16 protein-coding genes are annotated in these 14,963 nt (G+C 36.9%); all 16 read right to left on the bottom strand.

Going from position 1 to position 14,963, the window contains the following annotated elements:
• Positions 1-400: 400 nt before the first annotated feature.
• The 16 genes from AA0X95_RS12250 to mgsA all read right to left on the bottom strand — a co-directional run bounded on the left by AA0X95_RS12250 (position 401) and on the right by mgsA (position 14,954).
• Entirely contained in the window at positions 401-760 is a 360-nt protein-coding gene (locus AA0X95_RS12250) for a YpoC family protein (RefSeq protein ID WP_413309223.1), read from the bottom strand.
• A gap of 1 nt (position 761) precedes the next feature.
• The gene (gene nth / locus AA0X95_RS12245; protein ID WP_413309221.1) at positions 762-1,415 is read right to left on the bottom strand and encodes an endonuclease III; all 654 of its coding nucleotides are present in this window, start codon (positions 1,413-1,415) and stop codon (positions 762-764) included.
• A gap of 59 nt (positions 1,416-1,474) precedes the next feature.
• Positions 1,475-2,173, bottom strand: a complete 699-nt coding sequence (locus AA0X95_RS12240) for a DnaD domain protein (RefSeq protein ID WP_413309219.1) — start codon at positions 2,171-2,173, stop codon at positions 1,475-1,477.
• Positions 2,174-2,312: 139 nt separating this feature from the next.
• On the bottom strand, positions 2,313-3,500 hold the full coding sequence (locus AA0X95_RS12235) for a pyridoxal phosphate-dependent aminotransferase (protein WP_413309217.1): 1,188 nt from the start codon (positions 3,498-3,500) through the stop codon (positions 2,313-2,315).
• Positions 3,501-3,531: 31 nt separating this feature from the next.
• A complete protein-coding gene (locus AA0X95_RS12230) occupies positions 3,532-4,005 on the bottom strand; it encodes a DUF5590 domain-containing protein (RefSeq protein ID WP_413309215.1) in 474 nt (157 codons plus the stop codon).
• 15 nt (positions 4,006-4,020) lie between these two features.
• Entirely contained in the window at positions 4,021-4,191 is a 171-nt protein-coding gene (locus AA0X95_RS12225) for a YpmA family protein (RefSeq protein ID WP_413309213.1), read from the bottom strand.
• A 122-nt stretch (positions 4,192-4,313) separates the two neighbouring features.
• Positions 4,314-5,156 carry a hypothetical protein gene (locus tag AA0X95_RS12220; protein ID WP_413309211.1) on the bottom strand — a complete coding sequence of 281 codons (843 nt, stop codon included), beginning with the start codon at positions 5,154-5,156 and terminating at the stop codon, positions 4,314-4,316.
• Between the two features lie 75 nt (positions 5,157-5,231).
• The gene (gene dinG, locus AA0X95_RS12215; RefSeq protein ID WP_413309209.1) at positions 5,232-8,036 is read right to left on the bottom strand and encodes an ATP-dependent DNA helicase DinG; all 2,805 of its coding nucleotides are present in this window, start codon (positions 8,034-8,036) and stop codon (positions 5,232-5,234) included.
• A gap of 143 nt (positions 8,037-8,179) precedes the next feature.
• Complete coding sequence (gene panD, locus AA0X95_RS12210; protein WP_413309207.1) at positions 8,180-8,563, bottom strand: aspartate 1-decarboxylase; 384 nt, start codon at positions 8,561-8,563, stop codon at positions 8,180-8,182.
• Positions 8,564-8,591: 28 nt separating this feature from the next.
• The gene (gene panC / locus AA0X95_RS12205; protein ID WP_413309205.1) at positions 8,592-9,443 is read right to left on the bottom strand and encodes a pantoate--beta-alanine ligase; all 852 of its coding nucleotides are present in this window, start codon (positions 9,441-9,443) and stop codon (positions 8,592-8,594) included.
• Positions 9,440-10,276, bottom strand: coding sequence for a 3-methyl-2-oxobutanoate hydroxymethyltransferase (gene panB, locus AA0X95_RS12200; protein ID WP_413309990.1), 837 nt, complete (start codon positions 10,274-10,276; stop codon positions 9,440-9,442). Before panB ends, panC begins: the two co-directional genes overlap by 4 nt.
• Before the next feature lie 256 nt (positions 10,277-10,532).
• Positions 10,533-11,510: a biotin--[acetyl-CoA-carboxylase] ligase gene (locus AA0X95_RS12195; RefSeq protein WP_413309203.1), complete on the bottom strand. Its 978-nt coding sequence runs from the start codon at positions 11,508-11,510 to the stop codon at positions 10,533-10,535.
• Positions 11,495-12,694: a CCA tRNA nucleotidyltransferase gene (locus AA0X95_RS12190; protein WP_413309201.1), complete on the bottom strand. Its 1,200-nt coding sequence runs from the start codon at positions 12,692-12,694 to the stop codon at positions 11,495-11,497. The genes AA0X95_RS12195 and AA0X95_RS12190 overlap by 16 nt, the downstream gene beginning before the upstream one ends.
• Positions 12,695-12,704: 10 nt before the next feature.
• Positions 12,705-13,829, bottom strand: coding sequence for an N-acetyl-alpha-D-glucosaminyl L-malate synthase BshA (gene bshA, locus AA0X95_RS12185; protein WP_413309199.1), 1,125 nt, complete (start codon positions 13,827-13,829; stop codon positions 12,705-12,707).
• Between the two features lie 5 nt (positions 13,830-13,834).
• The gene (gene bshB1, locus AA0X95_RS12180) at positions 13,835-14,545 is read right to left on the bottom strand and encodes a bacillithiol biosynthesis deacetylase BshB1 (protein WP_413309197.1); all 711 of its coding nucleotides are present in this window, start codon (positions 14,543-14,545) and stop codon (positions 13,835-13,837) included.
• Positions 14,535-14,954 carry a methylglyoxal synthase gene (mgsA, locus tag AA0X95_RS12175; RefSeq protein ID WP_413309195.1) on the bottom strand — a complete coding sequence of 140 codons (420 nt, stop codon included), beginning with the start codon at positions 14,952-14,954 and terminating at the stop codon, positions 14,535-14,537. Before mgsA ends, bshB1 begins: the two co-directional genes overlap by 11 nt.
• Positions 14,955-14,963 lie beyond the last annotated feature (9 nt).

The following is a 14,963-nucleotide window of genomic DNA, read 5'->3' as shown; positions in this document are numbered from 1 at the left end:
TGCATAAAAAGTAAGCTTAATAAGCAGAAATAAGCGGAAAAATTCCCCTTAACTGCTCTAAAATAAGACAAAATCCAACGATTTGGATCAAATAAAGGGAAAAAATACCCTTATTTTTAAGGAAATGAGGGTATTTCCCAATTTAAGCGGAATTTTTCCCTTTATTTTTTAAACACTTTGAAATCAACAATCAGTTATAACACAGCCAAGAATAAAAGGCGGAAGCGTCTCGTTCAGATCCGACAGGCAAATGTTCTTCGGCGGGAAAAGTTCGCCTTTTGACTTTTCTTGCCAAAGGTTATTTGACCCGAGGGGCTAGGCGCTGGAGCTGAATGCGGACAACTAGTTCAATTATCCATACTCAGATCTTTTTACAATTACTTAATCAACAAAAAATCGTCTAGGCTAATGGCTTAGACGATTTTTTTATTAATTTCTTTGCATAAAGCTTTTGTTGTTCCAACATTAGTTCAGACAACTGACGATATGAATGAAACAAAGTGGGTCTTGATTGGATAAACTCCAATCTTTCTACAACATTTACCGGCTTATATTTGAAACTTTCATATGGAATTGGACCACTGCTGTTGTAGTCAGTATCATTTGAGACCATTAAAAATTGAAGGAATAAGTTAATCCCCTTTTCCATCGATTCTTTTGAGTTTTTTCCGTCACGTTCAGAAAAAAGGATTTCAAGCTGTTTGTCTATTTGTTTCCATTCACTCAAAATCGTAGAAGCTACATCGCTTTGCTTATTCATGTTATTCGACCTTACCCTTCATCCTTTTCCTACCTTCCCTGCATAGCTCTAACAGCGGGCAGCTTGGACACTGTGGATTTTGGGCTTTACAATGATAGCGGCCAAAAAAAATTAACCGATGATGAGTAACGCCCCATTCCTCTTTTGGAACTTTTTTCATCAATGTTTTTTCCACTTCTAAGACCGAATCCTTCCAACGACAAATCCCTAATCGCTTACTTACTCTTTCAACATGTGTATCGACAGCAATAGCAGGGATATTATAGGCCACTGACACAACGACGTTTGCCGTTTTCCTACCCACTCCAGGAAGCTTGGTTAACTCATCTCTGTCTTTTGGTATTTCTCCACCATACTCATTCAAGACCATTCGGCATAGACTTTGAATATTTTTAGCTTTGTTTCGATAAAGGCCAATAGAACGAATATCATTCTGAAGCTCTTCAAGTGGAACATTTAAGTAATCCTCTGGTGTTTTATATTTATTAAACAAATCCTTTGTCACTTTATTTACCAGTGCGTCTGTGCATTGTGCGGATAGCGCTACTGCAATAACCAGTTCAAAAGGATTGGAATGGTTTAATTCACAATGTGCATCGGGAAACATTGCTCCCATTTGGTCTAAACAAAATCGAATCTGTGTATTATTCAGCAAAACGATCACCTATCCTGTAAATATTAAATAAAAACGAGAGATGATTCTCTCGTTTGTTGTTATTGCTCTAACCAGTTATAAAAAGGAACGGATGGTTGGTGCGTGTCTTCTTTCACGTTTCCTTTTTGTACTTGCTTTTGCCTGAATTTAAGTCCATGGTTTTTCGCTTGGTCAATGGTTCGAATACCATTTTTCTTCCACTCAAACAGAATTCTATCAATATACCGAAAGTTTAATTTTCCGGACATAACAGCTTCCCTAAGTGCTGCTTTTATAATGATTGGATCATGGTGGTCGTCATCCATCCACATACCAAGAGACTCACATTCAAATGGTGAAAGGGGACGGCCAAACTCCTTTTCAAAGCAGGTATATAGGTCTGTTTCTTCTGTCTTTTTTTCCAGTTTGTTCACCATTTTTTTGCTTATCAGGAATTGATCAACAAGTTTCTCCCAAAGTGGATTGACAGAGTATGTTTCATAACGTATACCTTCAGTTGAATAGGAATCAATAATTTCTATAAATCCTCTTTGAATCAATCTTCTTAACATTTCATTACAATCAGCAATGGAAATAGTCATTCGAGCGGAAAGTTCTTCTGGGGTAGGAAATTCATTTCCTTTTTCTAAAAAGGTTAAGATATTTAATAAAAGAACAAGTTCTGTTTCGTTTAAATTAAGATTTCGATATTCAGAAAATAATAAGCTAGGAACGGTTATTGTTCCTTCTTGAAGCCATGCTAAAATATTTGTTTTCATCTTTGGACACCTCTTGATTAGTATACCACGAACAATCATTCCTAGTAAGAGTATTAGGCATCCAGCTTTGGAAAGGAAAAACAAAAAGCCTGCATAATGCAGACTTTTTATAAGTTTACTAAATTTATTTATCGAATGGCTATAATTTAGCTTTCTTTTCGACAAACTGTCTCATTCTTTCAACAGCTTTTTCTAATTGTTCCAATGAAGTGGCATATGAGAGTCTGATATTATCAGGGGTTCCAAAACCAGAACCAGGAATGACAGCGACTTTTGCCTCAACTAGTAGTGCTTCAACAAAGTCATCCACGTGCTTAAATCCTGTCATCTGTGCTGCTTTTTTCACATTTGGATACAAGTAAAATGCACCTTGTGGTTTTACACAAGTGAATCCTGGAATAGAGGTTAGCTTATCAAAAATAATCTCTAATCGCTCTTCAAAAGCTTTTCGCATTTCCTCCACCGGCTCTTGTGGCCCATTATATGCAGCAATTGCTGCATATTGGGCAGTGGTAGTTGGGTTTGAAGTGCTATGACTTGCTAAGTTAGTCATTGCTTCGATAATCTGCTGATTTCCCGCCGCATAGCCAATTCTCCACCCTGTCATAGAGTGAGACTTGGAAACACCATTGATGACAATCGTTTGATCTTTCAGTTGTGGAGATAGCTCTGCAATTGAAACATGTTTATGATTTCCATAAACAAGCTTTTCGTATATCTCATCTGAGACGATAAGAACGTCTTCTTCAAGACATACCTTACCTAATTCTAAAAGTTCTTCAGAAGTATATAATACTCCTGTAGGATTGCTTGGGGAATTGATAATGACAGCTTTCGTTTTGCTCGTAATGTTATTTTTTAATTGATCAGGTGTAATTTTAAATTGATTTTGTTCTAACCCGTCAATATATACAGGAACGCCACCTGCCAATTTAACCTGTTCAGGGTAGCTTACCCAATAGGGAGCCGGGATGATTACCTCGTCACCATCATTTAAAAGAACTTGAAATAAAGTATAGAGTACATGTTTTGCACCATTGCCCACAATAATTTCATTTGGCTTATATGATAGACCTTGATCTGATGCAAACTTTTTGATAATGGCCTGTTTTAACGCCGGTAATCCTGCTGAAGGGGTATATTTCGTATATCCTTCATTCATTGAGATTACTGCAGCGTCTAAAATATGCTGTGGAGTATTAAAATCAGGCTCCCCCGCTCCTAATCCAATGACATCTTCACCTTTTTCCTTTAATTCCTTTGCCTTTGCCGTAATAGCTAATGTTGTGGAAGGTGTGAGTGCCAACACCCTTTGTGCTAATTCCATTACCAATACTTCCTCCATTCTCCATCCCTATTTATAGGTTTTCAATTTTCTTTAGCCACTCACCTGTTTCAAAGTGAACATAATAATAATTTATTAAATTATTTTCAGAACGGTAATAAATTTCCCATAATGGGATATTTTTTTCCATTCCTAGGCGCACGGATATAATCTTTTTAGGGTTCTTTTCCTGCATCAGTTTTTGTACAGCCTCTTCTTTAGAAAGTCCATTTTTAGCTTTTTTCACAAAAACCTTTTTACTTTTTTCAGGAATCCAAACAATAATCTTGTCACCCTTTTTATTTTTCCCTTCAATGACATTAACTGTCTCTAAGCCATTGTAAAGATGAAAATCCTGTACTTCAGTTAACTGTGCCTTTTTACTTGCCAATAAGACCGCTTTTTCTTCTGCAGCCCTTACTGGATTCATTGCAGACAAATACACCTTAATCAATATCCCAATAAGTACTACAAAAAATATGACAATTGATAGAATCCATTTTTTCACTTTTAATTCACTTCTTTATGTACGATATATTGTAAAGATCGCTTTATTTTTATCATCATGATCTAGAGCAAGACCAAACATGAGATCTTTTTGCTTTAAGGTTCGATTTAAGGCATCAACAATTTTATATAAATCAGAACTGTACTGAATTTTAACTGTAGACATAACTTCAATTTTACTTTCCATCTAAATTTCTCCTTTTCCCACCAAAACTCTGCTTGTTAAGAATCTTTCTAACTATTATAACAGGATAAATTGAAACCGTGTTATTAATAATAATTAAATTAATTGAATTTTTTAGAGGTAGATTATTCTTCTAAATTTACTGGAATCCTAATGACCTCATAATTATTTTCTGTAAACTTAACAGTTACGGTGCCATGTTTTTTTGTTGAATAGACCTCTGACCAAATTTCATTCAAATCACGAAGGATTTTAGTGTCCTTACTATTATTCCCTTCGAATAAAATGGATATCTCAGGATTAAGATACTGTATTAGTTGATCCGACAAAGGTCCTTCCATATTGCCGTTAGGAATCTTAAAAACATTGATATTTCTTAAATTTTTCTTCATCAGGACCTGTTCTGCTCGGGGACTATTAGAGCTCATCAAAAAAATAGTATGGTTAAAAAATTGCAATTTCAAATCCATACCTTCATTTAATTCTTCTCCCACAAATTCCACTTCTGCTGTCAAATCAGGAAGGATTTCCTTTTTAGTTCCTACTCCCCACGCAAGGATTGGAATATGATTGATCGATTTTAATTCATTAGTCAGCTGGGCAGAGATTTCTGAAGTAGTGATTATTTCCTTTATGTTATAGCTAGAGATTAACTGATTGATTTTATTTATCGATACATCATCATCAGTTGTTAAAAAAAGAGTTGAAATTTCCCTTACATCATATAGAGAAAGCCCTTCTTCAAGCTCTGCCCTCGTTCCTTTGCCACCCACATTGAACAATATATTTTTACCATTAGCGGCTTGAAGCAAAACTGCTTCACCTCCGGAAAGGCCCAAAAAAGTGACTGCAGCTTCATGAACATTTAAGTGTAAATCGATATTTTCCACTTGATTGTCATTTGGTTCCTCAGCCTTAATTAATGTACAAGGAATAAATAGGGCTAATAAAATGAGCAGTGTTCTCATACACATTCCTCCCATTATGAATAGAATGTGTAATTTTCCAAATTTTATGCTGTATACAGCTTAAATCAGCTTCTCCTAATTTAACCAAGGCTGAATTTGTAGAACAAGCTCATCAATTGTTCCCTTCTTTATTGGAACTGAAGGTATAGATTGTAAAAATGACTTTCCATATTTTGTGGTGATAATTCTTTTGTCAAATACAAACATAACCCCTCGATCATTCTCGGTGCGAATCAATCGTCCAAATCCTTGTTTAAAACGCAATATGGCTTCAGGCAGAGAGTACTCTGAGAAGGGGTTACCTCCATTCTGAACAATTAATTGGCATTTTGCCTCAGTTAATGGCTCATCTGGTGGGCTAAAAGGCAATCTAACAATCACTAGGCAAGATAAATCCTCACCGGGAATATCTACTCCTTCCCAGAAACTGCTCGTCCCTAAAAGAATAGCTTTATCATATCGTTGAAAATTTCTCGTAAGACGCGTTCGGCTTCCGCTTGTTATCCCTTGAGCTATTAAGACAAATTCATCTAAAAAACCACTTTCCTTAATCAACTCATAGGTTTTCTTAAGCATGTCATATGCAGTGAAAAGAATCAGCATTCTTCCTTTTGTGGCTTCTGCAATGGTAATAATATGTTCAGTTATTGCTATCACATAGTCATCTAACGTTACTGTATTTACTTCTGGTAAATCCTCAGGAATAAATAGCTGAACTTGTTTGTTATATTCAAATGGTGATGGAATGATCATTTGAATCGGAGAGTCGTTATCCATCCCTATTTCCTTCATCATATAATCAAATGAGTTATTAACGGTTAACGTTGCAGATGTTAGGATAACTGACTTTTTCTTTTGAAAAAAGAACTTCTTTAGTGATGAAGCCACTGAAGCAGGCTGTGCAATAAAAGTTGTTACGTTTTGAGGTGAACGGGTATCCATCTCAATCCATTTAACGTCTTTCGATTCTTTAATAAAACAATTCATTATGGTATCTCTAAGTTCACTAAGTTCTTTTAAGAACAGATTAATTTCTTCTATTTTATGTTTCTGCTCTATTGATAAAGCTTGAATCTCGTTATTAATCAAATCAAGACGTTCGATAACTTTAGCGTGTAAATCTTTTAGTAAAAAGGCAAATCTCTCTGCACAATGCTTTAACCCATTCCCTTCCTTGCCACCATCTGAATGAGTATACCGGACCTTAACTCGATTGAATCCTTTATTCTTTGGTAACTTTGTTTTCGCAAACAAAGCTATCATTTTAAAAAACTCATCCATTTCATAGTTCATATCAATAACAAGTTGATTTATCTCTGAAGTTTGGAAATTTAGCTTTTTAACAGTGGTTTGAGAAAGCAATTTCTCTAGATCATAGAATAGCTGTTTTTGTTCAAAAACGCCAAATTGGCCCAAAAGCAGCCGTGTAGATAAGTAATCTAAGGAATGGCCAAAAAATTGTCCCGCTACTTTTTCAAGATGATGGCCTTCATCTATCACAACATACTCAAAGTTAGGTAGGATAGAGCCTTCTCCCTTAATATCACTTAGTAATAAAGAATGATTAGTAATAATGATATCTGTATCATGTGCAGCTCTTTTCGCTTTAAGATAAAAATCCTTTTCCTGCCACTGCTGATTTTGGGAATACACGGTTGCCTCGTTTTTAATCTTATTCCAATAAATCAGACCACCAGAAGAAAGATTCAATTCATCCTTATCTCCGGTTTCCGTTTCAGTCAGCCACACTAGTATTTGCATCTTCGTTAAGGTGGTATCATAATTATCATTTTCGTCCGTTAGTGTTTGGGAAAACTTTTCTAGACTTAAATAATGATTCCTCCCCTTCAATAAAACAGTTCGAATCTTAAAAGGGAGAATAGCAGTCAGCAATGGAATTTCCTTTTTTAAGATTTGCTCCTGAAGTTGAATGGTATGTGTGCTTACAACAATTGGATGTTTATGTATTTTTGTAAAATAAGCCAGTGGTAATAGATAGCCTAGTGATTTCCCGACACCTGTTCCGGCTTCAATCAGAGCATGCCTTTCTGAATGTAAAGCCTGGTAAACGGTATCCATCATTTTAAATTGGCCTGATCTTTTCTCAAAAACGTCAAATCCCTGTTTAACAACATCCGATTTTTCCTCTTCAGTTATTGGGTAAGAAAAGTCGCTCTCTGTCGCTACATCTTTGAGCTCAATCTGATTTTTTCTCAAGGCAATATCATGAAATATTTCAATAGTTTCTGATAAATTATCTAGTTTCCTTTTATCCCTTTTTATCAACAATTCATCTAAAAGCTGTTGCAAATCACCCTTTAATCCCCCTGAAAGGTGTGTGATCTGCCTTAGTGTTAGTGATGGAAGTGCTGTCAACCGTTTCAATAGAATCAAAAATAATTCAGCAGTAACCTGGGCATCACTATCAGCCTGATGTGGACGATCATGACGCAAATTCTCTTTCTCTGCTAAATCAGTAAGCTTATATCCATCAGCAGTTGGATAAAGGATTCTTGCCATTTCAACTGTATCTAAAACTGGACCATAAAATCCCTCATGTCCAGCTTGAATGAGCTCTTCTTGAAGAAAAGATAAATCAAATAAAACATTATGAGCTACAAAATAGGCTTCTTCCAATAATGATTGGATTTTTTCAGTAATCTCAGAAAATAAGGGAGCTCCCTTCACCATTTCATCATTTATTCCTGTCAATTCTTCAATAAAAGCAGGGATGGCCTTTTGAGGATTAATAAGTGATGAGAATTGCTCTGTGATCGTTCCGTTTTCAATGACAACTGCAGCAAATTGTATGATCTTATCGCCCTTTTTTGGAAGATTCCCTGTCGTTTCCAAATCAATAACGACGAATTTATTTAACATGTTATTAACACCCCAAACCTTCGTTCATTAAACGGTATCACAAAAATACTAAAAAGAAAACAATTCTACTTTAAACAAACTATTGTCCACTTAATATTATTATTCAATTTTTAAAAAGAAAAATCCCCAAAATGGGGATTTAGCTACATAATAGTGAGTGCTGGTTCTGCATGTAGAAGTTCTATAATGTGATTATTTTCATCCATAATCGCAACTTTAGGTGTATGATCCTTGACCTTTTCGTCTGGTACAAGGACATAGGAAATAATGATAACAACATCCCCTACCTGGACAAGGCGTGCGGCGGCACCATTTAGACATATAACACCACTGCCTCTTTCACCAGGAATAATATAGGTTTCAAGTCTTGCACCATTATTATTGTTAACAATTTGTACTTTTTCATTGGCTGTCATTCCAACTGCATCTAGAATATCTTCATCAATAGTAATACTGCCAACATAGTTCAAATTTGCTTCTGTAACTGTCGCCCGATGGATTTTGCCACTCATCATGGTACGAAACATTGTATTCCTCCTCTATGGATGCCTTTATCTAGTCTTCTATATGGATAATGAAATTGTCTATTAATCGAACCTTAGAGAATTTTACTGCAAGTGCTACAATAATGGTACCCTCTAATTTTTCCAGTGGCTTTAGCTGTGGATAGGAAAAAATCTCAATATAATCAATCAAGCCGTTGGATTCACTAGTAATCATTTCAGTAATTTGTTTTATTACTCTTTCTAAATTACGTTCTCCAGTTTCAATAGCAATTTTTGCTGTCAGTAGGCTTCTAAATAAAACGGGTGCCTGTTGTCTTTCTTCAGGTAATAAGTTTACATTTCGAGAGCTTTTTGCAAGCCCATCCTCTTCACGAACGATGTCTACAGCAACCAACTCAATAGGAAAATTAAAATCGGCAATTAATCCCTCAACAACTGCAACTTGTTGAGCATCCTTTATACCAAAATAGGCCCTCGTTGGCATGACGATGTTAAACAGCTTTGTCAGCACTGTTGCAACTCCATCAAAATGACCTGGACGGGATTTTCCGCATAAGACGTCTGTTCGCTCCTGAACGACAACTTTGACAGACGGGGCATTCGGATACATTTCCTCTACGGATGGATAAAAGAGATAGTCCACCTGCTCGCATTCAGCTAACGCCCGGTCCCGTTCGAAATCTCGAGGATAGGATGAAAAATCTTCTTTTGGTCCAAATTGTAATGGATTCACGAATATGCTTAAGACGACGATATCATTTTCCTGTCTTGCTTGCTTAATAAGTGTTAAGTGCCCTTCATGAAGAAATCCCATAGTGGGAACGAAGCCTATTGTCTTAGATAATGCCTTTTGTTTCTTAATTTCTGCCTGCATGTCCTTAATAGTTGCTATGACCTTCATTCCTTACCTCCATAAAGTACCTTGAGCTCCTGTTCTTTCATTGTGAAAGAATGCTTATCCTCAGGAAACAGTACCTTCTTAACATCCGAAACATACGCTCGAATGGATTCAATCATAAATGGATTGACAGAATGGTATTGTTTCACAAACTTAGGTACACGCTCGACACCGTATCCCAAAACATCATGGTAAACGAGAACTTGCCCATCTACATCCATTCCTGCCCCTATACCAATAACAGGAATAGCCACGGTTCTTGAAACTTCTTCAGCAAGCTGCTTAGGAACGCATTCAAGAACTAGTGCGAAGGCACCTGCCTCCTCCACTTTTCTAGCATCTTCTATTAGTTTTCTTGCGGCCTGGGCATCTTTCCCTTGAACTTTATACCCGCCCAATACTCCAACAGACTGTGGTGTTAAGCCCAAATGTCCACAAACAGGAATGCCTGCACGGGTTAATGCTGAAATATTTTCAATAACCTCATCCGCACCTTCCAGTTTAACAGCATGTGCGCCCGCTTCCTGCATGAGTCTACCTGCGTTTATTAAAGTATCTCTGATAGATAAATGGTAGGTTAAAAATGGAAGGTCTGCTACAATAAAAGTATCTTTGGCACCTCGTTTCACAGCTTTTGTGTGATGAATCATATCCTCAATCGTCACAGGAATAGTAGAATCATATCCAAGAACAACCATTCCAAGAGAGTCACCCACTAAAATTACGTCAACCCCACCTTGCTCTGCTTGCTTAGCAGATGGATAATCATAGGCGGTCAACATGACAACCTTTTCATTATTTTCCTTCATTTTCATGAAATCTGTTGTTTGCTTCATCATTTTCCCTCCTTAAGATATGGGAGAGGCGACAAAACGAGTTTGAAGAGCAAATAAAAAGATCCTTCTGAAGGCAGAGGATCCCGTTACTCTTTTGCATGTTCCATCCCTCTGTCCCGGTCCGCATAACGGATCTAGGCAGAAACCTTTTAAATTGTTAGTTCATAATTTAAGCGGTGCAGTTCTCAAGGATACTGCCCATTGTGTTTATCATACAAAAAGTACTAGATTCGCGCAAGTATTATCTTACAGCTGTTTATAGTTCAATATCGGCCGAATAAATGTGGTGAATGACACCTGTGTCATCCTCCAATTTCAACACGCCCTCATCCGTAATTCCTAATGCTCTTCCCACAATTGTAGAGGTTAATGTTCTTGCTTTTAAGACCTTGCCAATACTGATTGCATAACTTTCCCAAAGTATTTTTACAGGGAAAAAGCCCTGATCCAAATAAAGTAAGTATAATTTTTCAAAGTGCTTGAAAAAACTTCTAATTAAACTTGCTCGGGAGATAACTTCTTCCTTTTCAATAAAAAGAGAACTGGCTGTTTCCTGAATATCTACCGGGAAGTCTTCTTTTTTCTGATTCACATTTATACCAATGCCAATGATGATGGAATGAATTCGATCTGCTTCTGCCTGCAACTCTGTTAATATTCCCGTAATCTTTTTTCCATTTAGCAAAATATCGTTAGGCCACTTAATTTCTGGATTAAGTCCAGTCATCTCTTCAATGGCCTGAACAGCTGCGACAGCAGTTAAGAGGGTTAATTGTGGTGCTTTTGTTAGCGGGATATTAGGACGAAGGATGAGACTCATCCAGATTCCAGTATATTTAGGTGAATGCCATTTCCGATTCATTCTCCCTTTTCCTGAACGTTGTTCTTCCGCAATTATTACAGTTCCTTCTGGTTCATCCTGAGCAGCCAAGCGATGAGCAATCTTTTGAGTAGATTCGACACTTTCTTCATAATGGATGTTACGGCCTATGAATTTTGTCGTTAAACCCAATCTTATCTCATCTGCTGTGATTTTTTCAGGTGTTTTAATAATGCGATATCCCTTTTTTCTAACAGCTTCTAATTCAAATCCTTCTTTACGTAATTCTTCAATATGCTTCCATACAGCAGTTCTTGAGCAGCCGATTAATTCAGCTAACTGTTGTCCCGATAAAAAATCTTCACGAGCATTCGTAAAGGCATCAAGCAATTCTTTTCTTATTTCCGACTGCACTCTATAAGCCACTCCTTAATCTTCTGTTTATCGTTAACCACTATTCCCTCTAAAATGGCATTCTCAATTTCAGAAATGGTCTCTCTTAGCCATGGCCCTCCACTTTTATTAAACCAGTTCATTATGTCAGTTCCCGTTACAGTTACTTCTGAGCGTTCTTTAATTGGAAGCTTCTCATAGCGTTCAACCCAGTAACAAACAGAGTCATCACAAATTTGGTTCGTTATTACTTGGTATAGTTTTTCAACAGAAATAAGAACATCTCGACCAGCAAAAAATAACTGGCTTAGAGTCCATTCTTTCTCTAGCCTGAATCTTGTAAATTGTAAAATGAGCTGGATATTCCTAATCTCTTTTAGCGGAAGGCGCCAGTCTCTTAAAAATGACTCGACTTTCTTCCCTTCTAGTTTTAAACAATAGATTAGCAAGGACCACATTTCCTTACTTCCTAAATGGTCACATTGATAGTGTACCAACTCTTCTAAGAGCTTTTTATTATTGCTCATTCCTGGCAAGTAGGAATACAAATCAGTAGAGAGCAAAAGTTGAAAAGCTTCCTTTCGACTTTTACCAGATAACAGTTTCTCAAATTCTACTCTCTTCCGTTCAATCGCTATATGTTCAAGTAAATGTGTATGTTTTTTTAATGCATTCAATGTTTCCTGTTCAATTGAAAAGGAAAGCTGGCCTACAAAGCGAACCGCTCTCATCATTCTTAAGGCATCCTCGTGAAACCGCTCCTCTGCTAGGCCCACCGTCTGAATTACTTTTCTCCTTATTGCCGACTGACCATTAAAAGGGTCAATTAAAGTTCCATTCCGGTCCATTGCAATCGCATTCATCGAAAAATCTCTTCTTTGTAGGTCTTCTTTTAGATTACGAATAAAAGAAACCTCTTTCGGTCTACGAAAATCCTGATACTCTGCTTCAGATCGAAACGTAGTTACTTCATACGATCCTTTATTGAACAGAACAAGGACTGTTCCATGTTCAATTCCAATATCAACAGTCTTTGAGAAAATTCTTTTCACTTCTTCAGGCGTTGCGGATGTCGCAATATCCACATCACTAATTTGCTTATTTAATAGGTAATCTCTAACTGACCCGCCAACAAAATAGGCTTCAAAACCAGCATCTTCTAGCATTTTTAGTACAGGAATAGCTGATAAGAAAGGTTCTATCATACACTTCACCTTAATTCATTAATTTAAAATATATTTGTTCGTATTGTTCTACAATTTTGTCAGCCATAAATTTTGTTTTTACTGTTTCCAGGGCGCGATTGGAAAAATCAAGATGAAGTCTAGGATCACTTAACAATGATATTGCTTTAGTGGAAATATCCTCTATATCTCCTACTTCACATATAAACCCGTTCTGACCATGTTGTATGACCTCTGGTATACCACCAACATTCGTACCAATGCAAGGAACTCCACATGCCATAGCTTCTAAAGCCACGAGCCCGAAACTTTCCTTTTCAGACAACAATAGCTTCAAATCACTGATGGAATACAATTCCTCAAGATTCTCTTGTTTACCAAGAAAAATGACTTGGTCTTCCAGTGCTAGCTGTTTAACAAGCTTACACACGATGGATATTTCAGGACCATCACCGACTAATAATAGTTTAGCAGGCATGAGTGCAGATATTTTCGCAAAAGTTTTCACGACATCCTTAACTCTTTTAACTGCCCGAAAATTCGAAACGTGAATAATAACCTTCTCATTGTCTTTTATTTCAAATTCAGCTTTCAATGAAGAAGAACCAGTCTTTTTGTAAATTCGCTCATCTATAAAATTATAAACTGTTTCGATTTGTTTATCAGGATGAATAAGTTCATACGTTTGATTCACTAGTGCATTCGATACAGCAGTAACAATATCAGATTTTTCAATTCCAAATTTAATCGCATCCGTTAAGGATGGGTCATAACCCAGCACAGTAATATCTGTCCCATGTAAGGTGGTGACAATCTTAATATCTCGATTACACATTTGTTTGGCTAGAATCGCACAAACAGCATGTGGGATTGCGTAATGGACATGAAGAACATCTAGTTTTTCTCGATTTGCAACCTCTGCCATTTTACTAGCTAGAGCAATATCATAGGGCGGGTATTGAAACACTGAATACTGATTAACTTCAACTTGATGGTAATAAATATTGTGATACATTTTGTTTAGCCGAAACGGCATGCTCGAAGAAATGAAATGAATTTCATGTCCTCTTTCTGCAAGCATTTTACCCAACTCGGTTGCTACTACACCCGAACCTCCAACAGTTGGATAACAAGTTATACCTATTTTAAGTTTCATTATTGTTAATCTCCTATCAAATCACGATCCAATAGTACGGGCACTTTTGTTTTAAATCCTTCTGCATAGCTTACACCGACCAATTTCCCAAACATTCTTTCTCTTGCTTCTACCGTTTCAATATATCCATTTACCAATGGAGTATCAATACTCTGATCACTCTGTTCAAACTGGCTCCGGTAAGCACGTAGGGCAGAGAGTTTTTTTTCAATGAATGGAGAAATATCAATAGTAAAGTCAGGCTTATGAAACCCATTAATCATATAGAAATATACTTTCTCTACCCGATGGGGTTCCATTTCTATACCTGTCTGGTATTTTTTTATCCCTGCAGAAAAAACCGCCTCCTCTACAAGACGGGAACAATTACCATGATCCGGATGGCGATCTTCAAAATAGGGGGCAAATACAATCTTGGGCTTATGTGTTCTGATGACATTTACTATTTTTTTTATGTAGTCTTCATTTAAGAATAATCCTCGATCAGGCATAGCAAGGGAAGCTCTGTACGATACTCCTAAAATCTCTGCTGCATGTGCAGCTTCTTCTTTTCTCAATTCAACGTTCCCATTAGAAGAAAGATCAGCTTCCGTTAAATCGCAAATTCCTACCCTTTTCCCTTCTAAAGAAAACTTCGAAAGGGTACCGGCCATGCCAATTTCTACATCATCAGCATGTGCCCCAAAAGCAAGAATATGTAAATGTTCACCCTTCATTTTCGTCACCAGTCTTTTTTACAATATTTCTCCAATCAATTAACCCTAGCTCCAAACCTCTAATCAGTAATTCAGCTGTACCCATATTAGTTGCTAGAGGGATAGCATACACATCACATAATCTAACCAGAGCCGTCACATCAGGTTCATGAGGCTGTGCTGTTAGCGGGTCTCGAAAGAAGAAGATGGCATCCATTTTATTTTTTGCAATCAATGCACCGATTTCTTGATCACCGCCAAGCGGACCTGATTGAAAACGTGTCACTGGTAAGCCGGTGGCCTCATTAATTCTTAATCCTGTGGTCCCAGTAGCAAATAGAGTGTGTTTCCCAAAAATCACTTGGTATGCCGTGACAAATTGTACTAAATCATTTTTTTTATTATCATGCGCTATTAATGCAATGTTCATAATTCACCT

This window comes from Neobacillus phoenicis, assembly GCF_047302305.1.
In the GTDB taxonomy this organism is placed as follows: Bacteria; Bacillota; Bacilli; order Bacillales; family Cytobacillaceae; genus Neobacillus.
The sequence above is the reverse complement of the archived record's forward strand: the minus strand, read 5'-3'. Positions and strand labels throughout refer to the sequence as shown.

Bases quoted from the DNA above. Each gene is read 5' to 3' on its own strand.
- AA0X95_RS12250 (WP_413309223.1), bottom strand. From the start codon at position 760: ATGAATAAGCAAAGCGATGTAGCTTCTACGATTTTGAGTGAATGGAAA.
- AA0X95_RS12240 (WP_413309219.1), bottom strand. From the start codon at position 2,173: ATGAAAACAAATATTTTAGCATGGCTTCAAGAAGGAACAATAACCGTT.
- AA0X95_RS12235 (WP_413309217.1), bottom strand. From the start codon at position 3,500: ATGGAATTAGCACAAAGGGTGTTGGCACTCACACCTTCCACAACATTA.
- AA0X95_RS12225 (WP_413309213.1), bottom strand. From the start codon at position 4,191: ATGGAAAGTAAAATTGAAGTTATGTCTACAGTTAAAATTCAGTACAGT.
- AA0X95_RS12220 (WP_413309211.1), bottom strand. From the start codon at position 5,156: ATGAGAACACTGCTCATTTTATTAGCCCTATTTATTCCTTGTACATTA.
- dinG (WP_413309209.1), bottom strand. From the start codon at position 8,036: ATGTTAAATAAATTCGTCGTTATTGATTTGGAAACGACAGGGAATCTT.
- panD (WP_413309207.1), bottom strand. From the start codon at position 8,563: ATGTTTCGTACCATGATGAGTGGCAAAATCCATCGGGCGACAGTTACA.
- panC (WP_413309205.1), bottom strand. From the start codon at position 9,443: ATGAAGGTCATAGCAACTATTAAGGACATGCAGGCAGAAATTAAGAAA.
- panB (WP_413309990.1), bottom strand. From the start codon at position 10,276: ATGAAGCAAACAACAGATTTCATGAAAATGAAGGAAAATAATGAAAAG.
- AA0X95_RS12190 (WP_413309201.1), bottom strand. From the start codon at position 12,694: ATGATAGAACCTTTCTTATCAGCTATTCCTGTACTAAAAATGCTAGAA.
- bshA (WP_413309199.1), bottom strand. From the start codon at position 13,829: ATGAAACTTAAAATAGGTATAACTTGTTATCCAACTGTTGGAGGTTCG.
- bshB1 (WP_413309197.1), bottom strand. From the start codon at position 14,545: ATGAAGGGTGAACATTTACATATTCTTGCTTTTGGGGCACATGCTGAT.
- mgsA (WP_413309195.1), bottom strand. From the start codon at position 14,954: ATGAACATTGCATTAATAGCGCATGATAATAAAAAAAATGATTTAGTA.